Origin of the sequence: Enterovibrio norvegicus FF-33 (genome assembly GCF_000286835.2) — a bacterium.
GTDB classification, from domain to species: domain Bacteria; phylum Pseudomonadota; class Gammaproteobacteria; order Enterobacterales; family Vibrionaceae; genus Enterovibrio; species Enterovibrio norvegicus_A.
This window is the reverse complement of record NZ_AJYD02000038.1, coordinates 909,337-924,208: the sequence shown is the minus strand read 5'-3', so window position 1 is coordinate 924,208 and position 14,872 is coordinate 909,337. Positions and strand designations below refer to the sequence as shown.

Below are 14,872 nucleotides of genomic sequence, written 5' to 3'. Positions count from 1 at the left end.
GATGTTTTGATTGGCGGCTATGGCAACGACCACCTCAACGGCGGCACGGGCAACGACTACCTCGATGGCGGTGACGACCACGATGCACTGTACGGTGAGGATGGTAATGACGTACTTTACGGTGGTAACGGCTGGGATTGGCTGTTCGGTGGCCGCGGAGCAGATGAACTTCACGGTGGAAATGACCACGACAAGCTATACGGTGAAGACGGCGGCGATAAACTTTGGGGTGACGCTGGCAACGATCAAATGCATGGCGGGTTTGGTAACGATTACCTCGACGGTGGCGACGGTGATGATGTTCTTCACGGTGAAGGCAACGAAGACACCCTTCTAGGCGGTGCAGGCAACGATGCACTGTATGGCGAAAACGAAAAAGATCACCTTTATGGTGGTGACGGAAATGACTACCTAGATGGTGGCAATGACGACGACAAACTGTTTGGCGAAGGTGGTGATGACACCCTTGTCGGCGGCCTTGGCAAAGATCATCTTTTTGGTGGCGACGGAAACGACACACTTTGGGGTGGAGACAATGTTGATTACTTAAAAGGCCATTACGGTAACGATAAACTCTTCGGCGGTCGCGGCGCTGACACACTGCACGGCAATGACGGTAACGATGAGTTGTGGGGTGAAGACGGCGATGACACCATTGAAGGCGGTGGCCATAACGATGTGATTTATGGTGGTAACGGCGGCGACAGGCTCTTTGGCCAAGGCCACAGCGATATCATCTATGGCGGTAATGAAAATGATTACATCGACGGTGGCAATGACGCTGATAAGCTTTACGGTGACGCAGGTAATGACACCATCGTCGGCGGCACAGGCAATGACTTTATTGCTGGTGGCAGTGGCCATGATGTACTTTGGGGAGGGACTCACGCTGATACCTTCTATTTCGACGGCGCGTCTGGTCACGATGTGATCAAAGACTTTAATCACCGTTGGGAGGGAGACAAACTTCAAATTGATGATTCTTTAGCAACGAACATTGGCCAAATCTCAACTTGGCAAAATGGAGCTAACTTAGAACTCTATTTTAAAGCCAGTGGAGATGTAATTGGGCAAATCACCCTAGAGAATTTCTCCTCATCACAATATGGTGACGATATGTTCCAATTCGTCTAATTAATAAAATGGCCCTGCATTATATGCAGGGCCATTTTATTTCCCACATATAATTACACACAGTACAAGGAGGTGAAAACAAGGAAGTTCTAATTAACTAACTAACTAATTAACTAATTAAACAATTAAACAATTAAACACTGAGCAAAAAACACAATAAGTTTATTCTCATCTTTTCATATCATTCCTGTTTGAATCATATGAGGTGTACTTTTGCTCAATACTTTCACAGTAATAAGTTGATACTGGAGTTAAAGTAATGTTAAACCGAAACATTAAGAAAACAGCAGCACTTGGCGTGCTAGTGGCTTCCACTGCCTTTTCTGCTGTGTCTGTAGCTGGACCCGTACACAATATAACTTTGGACAACATGGGGGATCCTCTGTGGTGGGTTAACACCCCCATGCAAGGCGTAGGTACTCTCAGCCCGCGCACAAGTTCTTGGGCAGCTTCAGATGTTCGCACTCGAACTGATAAGTCCGGTTCGCTTAGGCTTCATCATATTACCCAAGACGGCACTTGGCTTAACGGTCAAAGATTGAGAGCCGTTGATGTTAATTTGGAAACCACCGTTGCCCCTGCTGATACACAAGCCTCAGGGGATCTGTGGGGATTAATTGCTGGTGTTTCAAATGGTCAAAACCGCTGTAAATTCTTTCCTGACCTTCCAATTGGGGGCGTTTGGAATGGGTTGTGGGCAGGACACTCAGCGTCTATCGGTGTAGGAACTCCAGGCGATATCAATTTCGGCGTCAGCCTTACTGTGGGTACTGAATGTGACGGCGTTCACAATGGCTATGGCGTCAATGTTGCTGCTGGCGCTAGCGTCTCAAGTGGGCTTTTTGATGCAATCAACCTCGCAACAGCGCCACTGCCTATCAAGGTCACAGCTAACATAGGCGCCGGCGCCACTGTAAAAGGTTCAATGGGGGGAGGCTACACAGGCTATTTCAATGGTGTACCACACCCCTACTACTTTTACAGTCTTAGAATGCCAGAATATGGCTACACCCAGCTTGAGACATCGGCGCACCAGAATTTTGGTGTGAATGTAAAAGTAGGCATCGGTATAGGTGTTGGTATTGGCGGATCCGTGAACACGGTGAAAGCGAAAATACCCGTGAGACTTGAAGGCGGTATCACGCGAGATAATAACCCAAAAAACTGGAAATTTTACGTGAGATCTAATGCCAACAAAGCTCTGAATGCGTTTGGTGGGAGTATTAACGCAAGTATTTGGTATAGTCTTCCTCCTCTTAATGGAACATTATGGAAAACCACACTTATTGACTGGCCAGGAATCAAAATTTCGAGTATCACGCTATTTGATAAATTCGTTAAAGGAAAAATCATTGTTAATAAAAACACCGGTGATTCAACCTTGTATAACGTACGTAACGCTTACTAATTAAACACACCAAATAAAGCATGTGTCGAATAATGACACATGCTTATTTTCGATATCACATGAGGTTTAACACAACATGAAGAAGTCATCCATTTATGTGTTAAGTACATTCTTTGCCATTTTAGCGTTCTGGATATTCACCTTATACAGTGAAGAAAATATTCAAACTGGCAAAGTAGATGAAGGTAAAATCACAGCGATTATTGATAAAAAGACCCAATCCAACTCAGACATACCTTCCACTCCAATAAATAATAACCCAATAAAAAATACTGTTACTCATAATGATAGCCAATACTTGGGTTACAAGATCACAGTAGGGACCAAACTCGTCACAGATCTGGACAAGATTGAAGAGATTAAATCGCTAACAACCTTTGATATTGTCTTGCAAAAAAGCCAGTTCGCAGAGTCTAATCTAAAAGGATTGGTGACGAATCTGAAAATTGATAGCGCCTCTTTTGGCGATATCAATGACAACAACCCTCTTGGATTCACGTATTCTTATGAGGGACCGCAAATATACAGAGATGTCGATCTTTTAGGTTTAGATCTATCACACCCATTGGGTATCACTGCCTATGTTCTATCATCCATTTCTTACAGTGATTCCCCCTCGCCTATTATTTTTCAAGAGCCTAGCAGAACCGTGGAGTACACCTATCAAATAAGCGCTAACGGCGACAAAGCTTCTCGTGTTATGCAATCTATCATTCCAATATCTCAAACGGATGACACAGCGAACCTTAGCAGTGATTACCAGGAAACTTGGAGCGCGAGGTTAAATACAAACAAGCGCATCGCGTCAGCAGCATCACACGGAACACTCTCTGCGACATTGTTGCTCCCTGTAGAGAGCCGCAATGATCAGGCTAACAATGCTGATGTCACATTGACACAAGAAATATTTATCACCGCCACCCAATTCACACCTTCTAACGTTTCGTTTCCTGATGATCTTTTCGCCTTTAATGCCAATAAAAAATTCAACACGGCACTCGTCGCTAGTACGAACAATAAGATTATCGAGTCTGATGAAACCTTCTACACAGAGCTAGACAAACTTTCTACCTCTTTATCTTTCAGCGATTCGATTATCGTTGGTGAATACCTGCTTTCCTATAAAACGGTAGCGGAAGTGAAAGGTATGCTGTCAGACGACACCCTAACTGCGCTTGAGCGCCAAGCGATTCTAATGGCGATTCAAAATGCAAATAAACCAGAATCAGAAGTATATTTGTCTTCCGTTGTTATGGACGCTGAAGTTCCAGATAGATTTAGAAATGCAGGCATGGTTAATCTGGCACTGGTTGAAAGCTCAACGCAGATCACACTCAATGCGCTTGACGGTGTGATGCAGCAAAAAGAAGCCCCCTCTCTGGTTGAAACCGCGCTTTACAATATTGGCAATCTTGCCCGCAGTAACCCTGCCCTAGCCAACGAAAGCAATGGCATCATTCTGGATATTATTGATAGAAGTGCAGATGGCTCCAGAGAAAAAGTGGTCGCACTAAGAGCTGCTGCAAATTCCGACAATGACGTCTTTACCTCAAGCTTTGTTAAATCACTGGAATCAGAGGCCATCAACGAACGGTACGCTGCGGTTGAAGGCGCACTTCGCCGTGAAGGAGGGAAAGAAGAGGCGCTCAATCGTTTGGTTAAAGAAGATAGCGCCATTGTGATGATCGCTGCGGCTAAATATTACAGTAGCAACGAAATGCCAGCTGCCGAGCAAGAAAAATTTTACGAGAGGCTAGTTAACGAGACCAACCCTGAAATTCAAGAAGCACTCACATCTGTTCTGCTCAGCGGCAAAGGTGGGGGACCAAATAACACCACATTGAAAAAGCTCGAAGAGCTGGCTCAAACATCCGGTCAGCCGGGTGTTAAAAAAGTGGTTGACATCTATAAGAATGATTTCCACCAGCAGCAATTGACGTCATCACAAACCACACCACAATCACAGGACGAATCAGCATCAACAACTAACTAAACCTTCGACTAACGGTACTGAAGGCGCTTTAGTGCTCCTATATCGACAATTAGCGAAAAGAAAAGCTATGCAAACTAGCAACAAAAAATTCGTCGTTAATCGCTGATAGAAACGGCATGTTAGATGTGTAAAGACATCGAAATAACAAATCGTATTAGGCCCTGAAAAAAAAGCCATAAAAATCAAATAAGGACAGTAAATGATGGATCATACTTCAGCAGAAAAACTCAACCTGACGCTTATCAAAACGTACTTCGCTTCACTCAAAAATGGCGACATGGAGACCTTTGCCACTCTTTTTGACAAAGAAGTTGTTTGGCATCAACCCGGCAATCATCCCTTTTCCGGCGAAAAGCATGGCTTTGAGGAAATAGGGCAAATGGTCGGCGGCATGATGAGTCAAACGGCAGGTACATTTGTTGTCTCACAAGACGGTGACCTAATGGCAAATGGTGACTTAGTGTCTGCTCCCGTTTCGTTTAGTGGATCTAAAGGCAGTGCCTCTATTTCAATGCAAGGCAGTGATTTATTCCTTATAAAAAATAATAAGATCGTTGAAGTGTGGCTGTTTTCTCAAAACCAAACAAAAGAAGACGCCTTTTGGTCTGCTTGATAAAGGGCAAGAAATTAGCTCAATAACCCTCACCATTAACAAGGATGTCGATAGGCGCACTATGGAAACAAATACCGCGAAGAGAAACACTAAGCCTGTTGTTGTTATCGTCGGCTTTGGCAAAGGCCTAGGGCAAGCGATTGCATCTCGATTTGAAAAAGTGGGCTACGTCGCTGTTGGTATAAGCCGAACAAGCCCAATGATTTCTGCAGATACGACCATACCCGCGGAGGTCAATAAAGCCTTCGCAAAAATAGAAGAACAGTTCGGTACACCCGACACCGTGATTTGCAACACAGCGATGTTAACCATGGGTCCTTTCCTCTCAACCCCTGCGGGTGTCTTTGAGCAAACATGGAGAACCGCGGTAATGAGCACATTCAATGTCGCCTCCGCCGTCTTACCGAGGATGGTGAGAGCAAAACGCGGTACCTTGATCGTCACCGGTGCGACGGCAAGCATCAAAGGAGGTAAGAATTTCAGCGCGTTTTCATCCGCCAAATTTGCACTGAGAGGCTTAACACAATCACTGGCAAGAGAGTTTCAGCCTCAAGGTGTTCATGTTGCGCATGTTGTAATTGATGGCATTGTTTGGTCCGAAAAGAGTCGAGAACGGTTTCACGAGCTTCAAGAGGAAAATGCAATCTCCCCAAGCGGCGCTGCCAACCTCTACTTTACTTTGGCAACTCAGCCAAAATCTGCGTGGAGCCATGAATTAGATCTTCGCCCTTACTCTGAAAATTTTTAACGAACGATCTCAAAGAAGATGGAGATGGAGATGAAAACCCACACTGTTATCGTTGGTGGCGGCTTAAGTGGCCTTTATGCTGCGTATCTTTTAGAGCAACAGCAAGAAGACTATGTGTTAATTGAAGCGAGAAACCGCTTTGGTGGCAGAGTCTTATCGACTTCACTCAAAGATACAGACGCAGAAACAAACCCCGACGCACCAATAGAAGGTCAGGTTGATCTAGGTCCGTCATGGTTCTGGCCCACCATTAATCCGCGCTTGGCCGACCTGGTTAAAACATTTCAACTTCGCCACTACAAACAATTTTCTACCGGTGCGTACCAAATGGAGTCCCAACGTGGGACACCACCACAATCGATTAACCTTGGTTATGAAATCATGCCGGATTCACATCGAATTGAAGGCGGAATGGGGGCGTTGGTGGAGGCCCTTATGTCTCAACTTCCAGCCCACAAACTTCAACTTGAGTGCACCTTAACCGACCTTGCCAGAATCAATGACAACACCTATCGCCTAACAACAGAACACAAAGGCGTTCCTACAACGTTGGAAGCGAATTGCATCATTTTTGCTATGCCATTGAGGCTGGTGAGCAAGACCATCGCGTTTTCGCCACCTATGTCGCCAACGCTGCAGTCAACCTTTAATAAAACCGAAACGTGGATGGCCTCTCATGCCAAAGCCGTTTTTGTTTATGACACACCATTTTGGCGTGAAAAAGGGTTGTCCGGCTCTGCATCTAGCCGCGTAGGCCCGCTCGCAGAAATTCACGACGCGACACCAGAAATGAACGGCAACGCCTCCTACGGCGCTTTAATGGGATTTATGGGTGTCAATGGCCCTGCAAGAAAAACAGCCGGTGATGAGGTTTTGCGCAAGCTCTGTTTACAGCAACTCGAGAGAATATTTGGCCCTGAGGCCTCAAATCCCATAACCGTGCATTATGTTGATTGGTTTCAAAACCCCTACACAGCAACAAATGAAGATCAAGCCATGGGCTCACACAGCGTCTATGGATTTACGCAAAGGGACGAGAGCTACCCCAATGTGTTTTACGCCGGTACCGAAGCGGCTCGCGAGTTCGGAGGATATTTAGAAGGCGCGCTCGAAGCTGCGCAAAATGCTGTATTGCAGCGGTCGCGGGAAAAACACGACAAGTAAAACGTACCTATTTCTTAGCCAGTCGACTCAAGATGAACTGAAAAATTATAGGTTCATCTTGAGCGAAATAACCTTCAGATACTTCGGCTAAATATCGCTTTTGGATCACAACCAAATCGATTGCCGCCCTTTGTTCCTCGAAGCAATAAAAGCACAGCAAAAATCAACCCACCCACCAACGGAATCATGTTTATCAACATCCACCATCCTGACTTGTTGATGTCGTGCAGTCGTCTGATCGTTACACCGAGTGATGGTAATAGCGTCATCCCCCACCATAACAATGAAGCGTTAAGATCCGTGATATTGAAATTGTGTACGCCCACTGAGGCAACATCCAACAAAACACAGAAGGCCAAAATCAAATTTTGAGTGAAAAAGTAGCCGAAATATTCCTTTCTTCTCGCCCTTCCATAAAACGTTGCATACTTTAAATAACCAAGAAATAACCACTTCATTTGTTTTCCCTTACTGCTGGGGTATCTAGGTCAAAATCGACTAGCACGCTAACAAAGCATAAGGGTAGAAACGGGGATATATCCCTCATAAACACAAGTGGCTTCTGCACTTACATATTAACTCTCAGTATTAATACGTGATCTTATAAGTGGCAATTCATACAGTTGCATTCTCATTCTCGGACATAGGAAAAAATGAGACATTTTTAACGCAGTGAACGTTCAATTAACAGCAAGCATAAAACAAAAAGCCAGTCGCGAGGACTGGCTTTTTGCGTATTAAAAACAATAAATTACCCGCCGAACGTACCGTTGTTGCCGTGGCTGGCTTGATGACATTTAGGGTCAACACCGAAGCGATTCTCTCCTTTGGTACCTTCAAAGGCCTGCATAATAAGCAAAGCAATTACGCCAAAAGGAACGATACCGAGTAGTGCCCACCAACCAACGCGATCAGTGTCGTGCAATCTGCGCACCGTCACCGCGAGAGTCGGAATAAACACGGCCACCGCATACACCATGCCCAGAGTGCCAATACCAGCTTCGGCATTAAAAGACCCGACCCATTGGTCGACAAAGCCCAGTGCAAAGGAAACCAAAACATTGATCAAGATAAACGTCCAGTATTCCTTTCTACGCGCTCGCCCTTTAAATAATGCGTATTTCTTAAGCACCCCAATATACTCGTTCATTGTTTTCTCCAACTTCACTCATCACTCATCACTCAATGCAAATGGCACTTTGTACCATATCGTTACTTTACCAAAGAAAACGGCCCCCTAGTCATCTCTCGATGCAGGATCTTGACTCGCTCATCAGATTCATTTTGATAAGAAAAATCGATGTAATCGTGAATATCCAATTTTCTCGCTCAATGCACATTTCCCATGTTGCCAAAGCATGAACAACATGAGTAACTAACCTACCGAGAAAAGCTCACGGACGTATCACTGAATGAGAAAGCTAGGCCCACAAACGAAGCAGCACGCAGAAGAAAAGCCGTCTCGCTTAGTGGCATGGCTGCCTGTCGTTTTGGCCGTCATTGCGACAATGAGTTGGGCAGGTAACATCACCTTGGCTAAATTGGTGAACGCGACCATCCCCCCTATGGGGCTGTCTTTCTGGCGTTGGACAGTGGCTGCGGTTGTACTCTTTCCCTTCGTCTATAACCCCATGCGCGCACAGTGGCCGTTGCTTAAGCAACATCTCGGTTTGGTACTTGTCCTCGCATTGCTTGGTGTCGCCGGATACAACAGTCTTGTTTACATTGCACTGGAAAATACACTCTCGACCAACGTCGTGATCTTGCAATCTACTTCTCCATTGATGATTTTACTGGTGCAGTTTTTGTTGCTGGGCCACACAACAACGCTTAAACAAACGATCGCCATTGCTATCTCAGCTATCGGCGTGCTGCTGATCATTACCAAAGGTCAGCTCATCTCGGATTTTTCCATTGGTCAAAGTGAGCTTATTGCCCTGTTCGCCATTCTGGTATGGGCGACTTACTGCGTATTGGTCCAACGTTTACCGGAAGCGCTCAAAGGCTTACCCATTCTTGGCTATACCGTGTACATCGGCACGGCAATGATTTTCCCCGTTTATCTTGCTGAGTCTGTGTTTATTCAAACCATGCCTGTGTCATTCAATAGCGTGGCGATTTCCCTCTATACCGGAATCTTCGCGTCTGGCATTGCGTTTTTCTGTTGGAACAGTGCGGTAATGAAGATGGGGGCGGCACAAACTGGGCAATTTATGCACCTCATTCCGGTGTTTGGCATTATCTTTTCAATGCTGTTACTCGGGGAACGAATGGCTGGCTATCACTATGTTGGCATTACCTTTATTGTACTGGGGTTATTTATTGCTCATCTCCCTTCCAGAAAGCAACAACTCTCTTCACCACGATAAACACTGACCTGAAAATGAAGATTGAGTCACACCGCGACATTCCGTTATAGTGACGCCCAATAGCTACTAGGGCGTATCAACATGCTACATATTTCTCAAACCGTCTCGATCCCAGATGACGAAATCGACATTTCGTATATTCGTGCACAAGGTGCAGGTGGTCAGAACGTCAATAAAGTGTCCTCTGCCGTACACTTACGTTTTGATATCAACGCCTCGTCTTTGCCTGATTTTTACAAAGAAAGACTGCTTGCGCTGAAAGACAGTCGCATCACCAAAGAAGGTGTGATTGTGATAAAAGGCCAGCAATATCGTACGCAGGAAAAGAACCGCGATGACGCACTTTCACGCTTGCAGGAAATGATCAAAAGCGTGGGTATTGTTCAAAAGGCGAGAAGAGCGACCAAGCCGACTAAAGGGTCACAAAAAAGACGTGTTGATGGCAAAACACTACGTGGAAAAACGAAATCAATGCGTGGCAAAATACCATTATAAAAAGGCCAAGCTTGCGCTTGGCCATTCTCACACCGTCTTCGCAATACGTTAACGGTATTCGTCTTAAGTTCCGTCTCCATCACCTCCATTTCGAAGACACTCATCACAACGTTTTATTGGCACGCTAAGGCCTCAATACAAACAAGCCTTCACTGGTCTGATGTCACACAACGCAAATCGTATTCACACCGTTACTTGTCACTCCTCAGCACTTAGTGTCCAATCAAATAGAATCAATAAGAGGAGTTTTACGTGTCTCAAGCCCACTTCAGTGATTACCCACTCGCCCAGACTCAAGCCATTGTCTGGAATGATATGGATGCCCTCCAGCACATCAACAACACCGTATATTTTCGCTATTTTGAAGATGTTCGCGTGGTTATGCTCGAAGAACTGAACGTATTTGATCACGTCAAAAGCCACAACATTGGCCCTGTTGTGGCGTCAACACGCTGTGACTATCGCGCCCCACTGGTGTACCCCGATACCATCACGACCGTTTCATGGGTCGAAGATGTGCAAAAGAAGCGCTATACCATGAAATATGAAATCCACAGCCATAACCAACAGCGATGTGTCGCGGTGGGTGAAGCATTAGTGGTGTATTGTGATTTCAGTGACGGGAAGAGCTGTGCCATTCCAGAAAAGACCGCTAACGCATTACAGAAGTATCTTTTACCAGAAAACGCCGAATGACATCTCCCAGAGCAACGCTCACATTCCACCAGCTTCGTTCAGGGTATGAGGCCGATAAAACATCGGCGTTGACCGATGCGCTTTTGCAGGGTCAGCACCTTGTTATTAAAGGTGCATCGGGATCAGGGAAAACCAGTTTATTGCGCGTGATGTGCGCACTGCAACCCGCGCAACACGGTCATATTGCTTACCAAAAACAAACTGTATCGGTTCAAAACTTACCTTGGTGGCGTCGTCAATTTTGCTACCTTCCGCAAGAACCCGTGATGGGTGCGAACACCATCGCGGACGTTCTCCGATTACCTTGGTCGTTACAAGCAACCGACAACCTTTTGCCAAGTGATGAAGAGTGCCAAACCACACTCGCGTGCCTGAACCTTCAACACGACATGAACCAAGACGTAGACACCCTTTCGGGAGGCCAAAAACAACGGCTCGCCATTGCCCGTGCATTGTTACTGGATCGACCCGTGTGGTTGATGGATGAACCCACATCAGCGCTGGACGCCAAAAACAGAGACAGCTTGATGACGTTACTAAAAACACTTCCCATTATTACGGTGTCTATTTCACACGATCCTGAATGGATGAACGCTGCAAGCCACACCTTCGTGTTGGGAGATCATCATGAATGAAGCGTTGAACATCAACAGTTGGGCGCTTGCGGGGTTATACCTGCTCTTTATTATTCCGTTGTTTTTTTTTCAGCGCTGGCAACTAGGACTCAGTAAAAACCTAATTTCAGCCGTGGTGCGCATGACGCTGCAATTGGCAGTGGTTGGTTTGTACCTGCAAACGTTGTTCGCTTTCGCCAATATCTGGCTCAATACCTTGTGGTTGCTCATCATGATATTGGTGGCGAGTGGCACCATCTGCAAACAAGCCAGCGCCAGCTTAAAACAGCTCATACCACCAATATTGGCAGGGCAACTTCTCGCCATGTCGCTGGTATTGCCGGTATTAATGATTGGGGTGATTCAAGCCGAGCCTTGGTGGAAAGCCCAATACCTCATTCCCGTTGCTGGCATGTTGCTGGGAAACGCATTGTCAGCCAATGTGCTTGCTCTGGAACGGTTACTTACCAGCTTAAAAAAGCGACACGCCGAATATCAATTCTATGTCGCGTTGGGAGCACCTAATCCGAGCCGTCCATTTTTGCGTGAAGCTCTCACCGCTGCATTGCGACCGCCTATAGCCGCCATGAGCACACTCGGAATCGTTAGCCTTCCGGGTATGATGACAGGTCAAATACTCGGAGGAACAGAACCCCTGCTTGCCGTGAAATATCAACTCGTGATTATGGTGGCGATTTTCATCTCAGTGTTTGTTTCCGCAGCAACCACGTTGTATTTCGTCAGCCGACGCTTATTTAATCGCTACGGACAACTAACCTCAGAATCACGGTCTAAACCTTTACCTTGATTTAGCGTCCCTTGAAATCTCTCATCTAACCATAAAAGTGGCGCACTCTGCTCGGGAGCGGAGGTTGATGAAAAGAGCCATCGACGCATGGATAGGCATTGAAATATTCAACAATATTAATCTTTATTACAAAATCAATAACCATCAATAGATAAGCATTAATTATAAAGAGCCGATCGACTTACAACATATAAGACAAAAATATAATTAATATTATCAATTGATAGCAAAAAGCTATCGATTTATTACACACTTTAATTTTTTTAAAAAAATATATATGCATAACTTTTTCATGAAGTTAACGCTAAATAAAACCTAACAATGACACCACACAAAACTTCCTCGCTTGCAATTAACCTCACATGCCCTATCTTAATTTCCAGTAATTATTTAAAAGTGAAAATTAAGTGATTGCTAATGTAATTGCCTATATAAAATATCATGAGGATATAATTATGACACACAGGAAGCTGTCTACACTCTCCCTTTTCATTGGATTAAGTATACTCGGACATTCCTCTGCGCTTTATGCCTATCAAGCGCATTATGACGACAATGACATTGATGAGATAATTCAATCTTTACAAAAAAAAGAGGTACATTCCGACTACAAATTATTTAGCCTCACCCAGCCTGAAATTACATTTGGAGAAATCAATCAAGAAGGGTATGAAAATGCCATAGCCATCTATCACGAAGGAAACGTAATAATAAACGGCAACAGCGTTGGTGATAAAGAAAATCTTCAATCCGTTATTATTCATGAAGGATTTCATTCACTCAAACCGGAGTTATCAGAATCAGAGGTTGATATTGAAGCAGCCTTGTATGCGGAAAAAATGGGCATAAACTATCTTGCACAACACTCTTATGATCCTATTTCAAGTGATGCTTACCGCCCTAGTATGCCGAATATTTTCAAAAATAATCTCGTACGAGGTTTGTGCCGTTCAGGTACAGGTACTGCATTAAGCGCGTTTGGGGCTTTCGGTTTAATAGGTTTAGTTGAAGATATCTATAATAGCTATATCGGTGGTACAGCGGTTAGCCAAGAAAGCTTTAATGCCGCCAAAGGGCTCGCCGTTCCTCTCTCTTGGGCAATGTTTGACTATGTCTTAGGCAATGCACAATGGGTTCACGGTTTTCCGGGAAGCCATGCCAGTGATGGTCAGCGAATCAATGATATGTTACGCAGTATTCCGAGAGTGGGCAGCATCATCGCCGATACGTTGCAAGTAGGCGCGTTTTCGGAGCGTGTGCTTCGTGAAGAACTTGGACTCATGATGTTTGTGGGTGCTATTGGTACAAATGCAATGATTCAAAAAGTCGCAGATAGCGACAATGCCACAGCGGCAGCATGGCCACTAAAAATCGTCGATACCGCTATTTGGGGTGGCTTAAATGGTATGGTTGGCGAATTTGTCAGATATAAAAATGGCGGTACCTACACTGCCCTGCCCGCATCGTATCATGAGTCTCTCGTTCCATACCTTGGTTCACAAAAATGGCAACTTCTGACCTCATCTATCAACTGTGGCCTTGCCGCGTATGCGGGGAATCAAGCATGGGGTGGCTATGCAAAATGGCAACCCGTCACTAAAAATTCAACCACCTCTGAGTATGCAAGTAGCGCTTATGGTGCTGCTGCCGCATACATGGGGACATGGATAGCCGTTGACGGCGTATTTAAATCGATGCAATACGGGATAAATGCGGGAGTTGCAGGTTTTAGAGATGTGGTTTGGCGTAATTTTGTCCAATCAGGCATTGGACTCATCAACCTCGCTTACTCCGTTGAATACCATCCAGACGCACTCCCAGCCGATACGGATTACGGGGATATACCTGACGTCACCACTCACCTTCGCAAAAAACGCTCAACCTCCATAGACATGAGAACGGCGAGAATGCGCAAGATTTTTCATGAACTGCAAATATCTAAATCTGAGGCACTTGCAGCGTGGGAAAGCGTCACCGCAGCCCCTATGGATCTGAATAATTTTCAGAAAGTTGACGTGACGAGGCTGGAACAAGATCTTGCATTGGAAAACAGCCCACATAATACCAAAGCGACGGGTGTCACCAACAAGACGTTGAGCCAATTAAAGACGCTTCAACTGTCACATCTTGCCAAAGAAGCTAAAACCGTCACCAAAGTGCTGACAAGAAATTACGCGGACTGGCGGGCGTGGTGGAATGCCAGCAGTTGGGAAAACCCCGTATTTTGCTCAAAAGATGGCGTACTTGAATACGGCCAATGGCTATCGAATGGAGGGAACATTACCGAACATAACTGCGGAGTTAACAGTTACGGTGATGGGGTTAACGCTGTACTCAAGTTTAACGATGGCTCGATGGCAATGGGTATAAACGGACGCACCATAAAATCAGGTGAAGCATGGACAATAGGCGCTAACGGAGGAACCGATTGGAACGGATACTGGGGGTATGCATTTTTCGACGCCCAGGGACGCCCTACCGCAATGGCCTTTACGAGCAAGAATTGGGCGAAATGGGGCGCTGGGTTTAGTTTCCTTTATAAAAATGGTAGCTGGGAATATTGGAAGAATGATAACTGGATCTCATCGTTTTCGGATGGGCAGTCGCTCGATCGTAACGCGCCGAGATTCAATATTCCCGCGCTTTAATGCAATAGGCTTATGTCTTCACGAAGAAAAAGCACGAGCATAATATAGAGCGTCAAAAATAGAAAAGGTCTGCCCACAATGGGTAGACCTTTGCTCGTTTAGCGCTACCTCCCAGACACCTAAAAATCGCGGATTCAAAGTATCTTTAGGCTGTTTGGCTTTCTTTGACTATCTCAACACAA

14 protein-coding genes are annotated in these 14,872 nt (G+C 45.3%); 12 read left to right on the top strand and 2 right to left on the bottom strand.

The window, feature by feature from the left end; translation table 11 throughout:
* From A1OO_RS12340 to A1OO_RS12315, 6 genes are all read left to right on the top strand, one after another.
* Positions 1 to 1,134, top strand: a 1,134-nt coding sequence (locus A1OO_RS12340) for a calcium-binding protein (RefSeq protein ID WP_017003217.1), incomplete at its 5' end; no start/stop codon positions are given.
* A 259-nt stretch (positions 1,135 to 1,393) separates the two neighbouring features.
* Positions 1,394 to 2,542, top strand: coding sequence for a hypothetical protein (locus tag A1OO_RS12335; RefSeq protein ID WP_017003216.1), 1,149 nt, complete (start codon positions 1,394 to 1,396; stop codon positions 2,540 to 2,542).
* A gap of 76 nt (positions 2,543 to 2,618) precedes the next feature.
* Complete coding sequence (locus A1OO_RS12330) at positions 2,619 to 4,535, top strand: hypothetical protein (protein WP_017003215.1); 1,917 nt, start codon at positions 2,619 to 2,621, stop codon at positions 4,533 to 4,535.
* A gap of 199 nt (positions 4,536 to 4,734) precedes the next feature.
* Positions 4,735 to 5,148: a nuclear transport factor 2 family protein gene (locus A1OO_RS12325; protein WP_017003214.1), complete on the top strand. Its 414-nt coding sequence runs from the start codon at positions 4,735 to 4,737 to the stop codon at positions 5,146 to 5,148.
* Positions 5,149 to 5,209: 61 nt separating this feature from the next.
* Positions 5,210 to 5,896: an SDR family NAD(P)-dependent oxidoreductase gene (locus A1OO_RS12320; protein ID WP_017003213.1), complete on the top strand. Its 687-nt coding sequence runs from the start codon at positions 5,210 to 5,212 to the stop codon at positions 5,894 to 5,896.
* 30 nt (positions 5,897 to 5,926) lie between these two features.
* Positions 5,927 to 7,060 carry a flavin monoamine oxidase family protein gene (locus tag A1OO_RS12315; RefSeq protein WP_017003212.1) on the top strand — a complete coding sequence of 378 codons (1,134 nt, stop codon included), beginning with the start codon at positions 5,927 to 5,929 and terminating at the stop codon, positions 7,058 to 7,060.
* Between the two features lie 74 nt (positions 7,061 to 7,134).
* Here the strand turns inward: A1OO_RS12315 and A1OO_RS12310 are convergent, their stop codons facing one another.
* Together A1OO_RS12310 and A1OO_RS12305 are read right to left on the bottom strand one after the other, a co-directional pair.
* Positions 7,135 to 7,518 carry a DUF805 domain-containing protein gene (locus A1OO_RS12310; protein ID WP_016961839.1) on the bottom strand — a complete coding sequence of 128 codons (384 nt, stop codon included), beginning with the start codon at positions 7,516 to 7,518 and terminating at the stop codon, positions 7,135 to 7,137.
* Positions 7,519 to 7,811: 293 nt separating this feature from the next.
* Complete coding sequence (locus A1OO_RS12305) at positions 7,812 to 8,210, bottom strand: DUF805 domain-containing protein (RefSeq protein WP_016961838.1); 399 nt, start codon at positions 8,208 to 8,210, stop codon at positions 7,812 to 7,814.
* 262 nt (positions 8,211 to 8,472) lie between these two features.
* Here A1OO_RS12305 and A1OO_RS12300 point away from each other — a divergent pair, with 262 nt between their 5' ends.
* The 6 genes from A1OO_RS12300 (at position 8,473) to A1OO_RS12275 (ending at position 14,690) form a co-directional block, all read left to right on the top strand.
* On the top strand, positions 8,473 to 9,429 hold the full coding sequence (locus tag A1OO_RS12300) for a DMT family transporter (protein WP_017003211.1): 957 nt from the start codon (positions 8,473 to 8,475) through the stop codon (positions 9,427 to 9,429).
* An 81-nt stretch (positions 9,430 to 9,510) separates the two neighbouring features.
* Positions 9,511 to 9,924 carry an alternative ribosome rescue aminoacyl-tRNA hydrolase ArfB gene (arfB, locus tag A1OO_RS12295; protein ID WP_016961836.1) on the top strand — a complete coding sequence of 138 codons (414 nt, stop codon included), beginning with the start codon at positions 9,511 to 9,513 and terminating at the stop codon, positions 9,922 to 9,924.
* Between the two features lie 252 nt (positions 9,925 to 10,176).
* Positions 10,177 to 10,620, top strand: a complete 444-nt coding sequence (locus A1OO_RS12290; RefSeq protein WP_016961835.1) for an acyl-CoA thioesterase — start codon at positions 10,177 to 10,179, stop codon at positions 10,618 to 10,620.
* Positions 10,617 to 11,255, top strand: a complete 639-nt coding sequence (locus A1OO_RS12285) for an ABC transporter ATP-binding protein (RefSeq protein WP_017003210.1) — start codon at positions 10,617 to 10,619, stop codon at positions 11,253 to 11,255. The genes A1OO_RS12290 and A1OO_RS12285 overlap by 4 nt, the downstream gene beginning before the upstream one ends.
* Positions 11,248 to 12,042 carry an ABC transporter permease gene (locus tag A1OO_RS12280; RefSeq protein WP_016961833.1) on the top strand — a complete coding sequence of 265 codons (795 nt, stop codon included), beginning with the start codon at positions 11,248 to 11,250 and terminating at the stop codon, positions 12,040 to 12,042. Before A1OO_RS12285 ends, A1OO_RS12280 begins: the two co-directional genes overlap by 8 nt.
* A 455-nt stretch (positions 12,043 to 12,497) precedes the next feature.
* Positions 12,498 to 14,690: a hypothetical protein gene (locus tag A1OO_RS12275; RefSeq protein WP_016961832.1), complete on the top strand. Its 2,193-nt coding sequence runs from the start codon at positions 12,498 to 12,500 to the stop codon at positions 14,688 to 14,690.
* Positions 14,691 to 14,872: the final 182 nt, after the last annotated feature.

What these genes read in the sequence shown, in the direction of transcription:
- arfB (WP_016961836.1), top strand. Translation starts at nt 9,511, where the DNA reads ATGCTACATATTTCTCAAACCGTCTCGATCCCAGATGACGAAATCGAC.
- A1OO_RS12310 (WP_016961839.1), bottom strand. Translation starts at nt 7,518, where the DNA reads ATGAAGTGGTTATTTCTTGGTTATTTAAAGTATGCAACGTTTTATGGA.
- A1OO_RS12315 (WP_017003212.1), top strand. Translation starts at nt 5,927, where the DNA reads ATGAAAACCCACACTGTTATCGTTGGTGGCGGCTTAAGTGGCCTTTAT.
- A1OO_RS12320 (WP_017003213.1), top strand. Translation starts at nt 5,210, where the DNA reads ATGGAAACAAATACCGCGAAGAGAAACACTAAGCCTGTTGTTGTTATC.
- A1OO_RS12285 (WP_017003210.1), top strand. Translation starts at nt 10,617, where the DNA reads ATGACATCTCCCAGAGCAACGCTCACATTCCACCAGCTTCGTTCAGGG.
- A1OO_RS12275 (WP_016961832.1), top strand. Translation starts at nt 12,498, where the DNA reads ATGACACACAGGAAGCTGTCTACACTCTCCCTTTTCATTGGATTAAGT.
- A1OO_RS12335 (WP_017003216.1), top strand. Translation starts at nt 1,394, where the DNA reads ATGTTAAACCGAAACATTAAGAAAACAGCAGCACTTGGCGTGCTAGTG.
- A1OO_RS12325 (WP_017003214.1), top strand. Translation starts at nt 4,735, where the DNA reads ATGATGGATCATACTTCAGCAGAAAAACTCAACCTGACGCTTATCAAA.
- A1OO_RS12280 (WP_016961833.1), top strand. Translation starts at nt 11,248, where the DNA reads ATGAATGAAGCGTTGAACATCAACAGTTGGGCGCTTGCGGGGTTATAC.
- A1OO_RS12300 (WP_017003211.1), top strand. Translation starts at nt 8,473, where the DNA reads ATGAGAAAGCTAGGCCCACAAACGAAGCAGCACGCAGAAGAAAAGCCG.
- A1OO_RS12330 (WP_017003215.1), top strand. Translation starts at nt 2,619, where the DNA reads ATGAAGAAGTCATCCATTTATGTGTTAAGTACATTCTTTGCCATTTTA.
- A1OO_RS12305 (WP_016961838.1), bottom strand. Translation starts at nt 8,210, where the DNA reads ATGAACGAGTATATTGGGGTGCTTAAGAAATACGCATTATTTAAAGGG.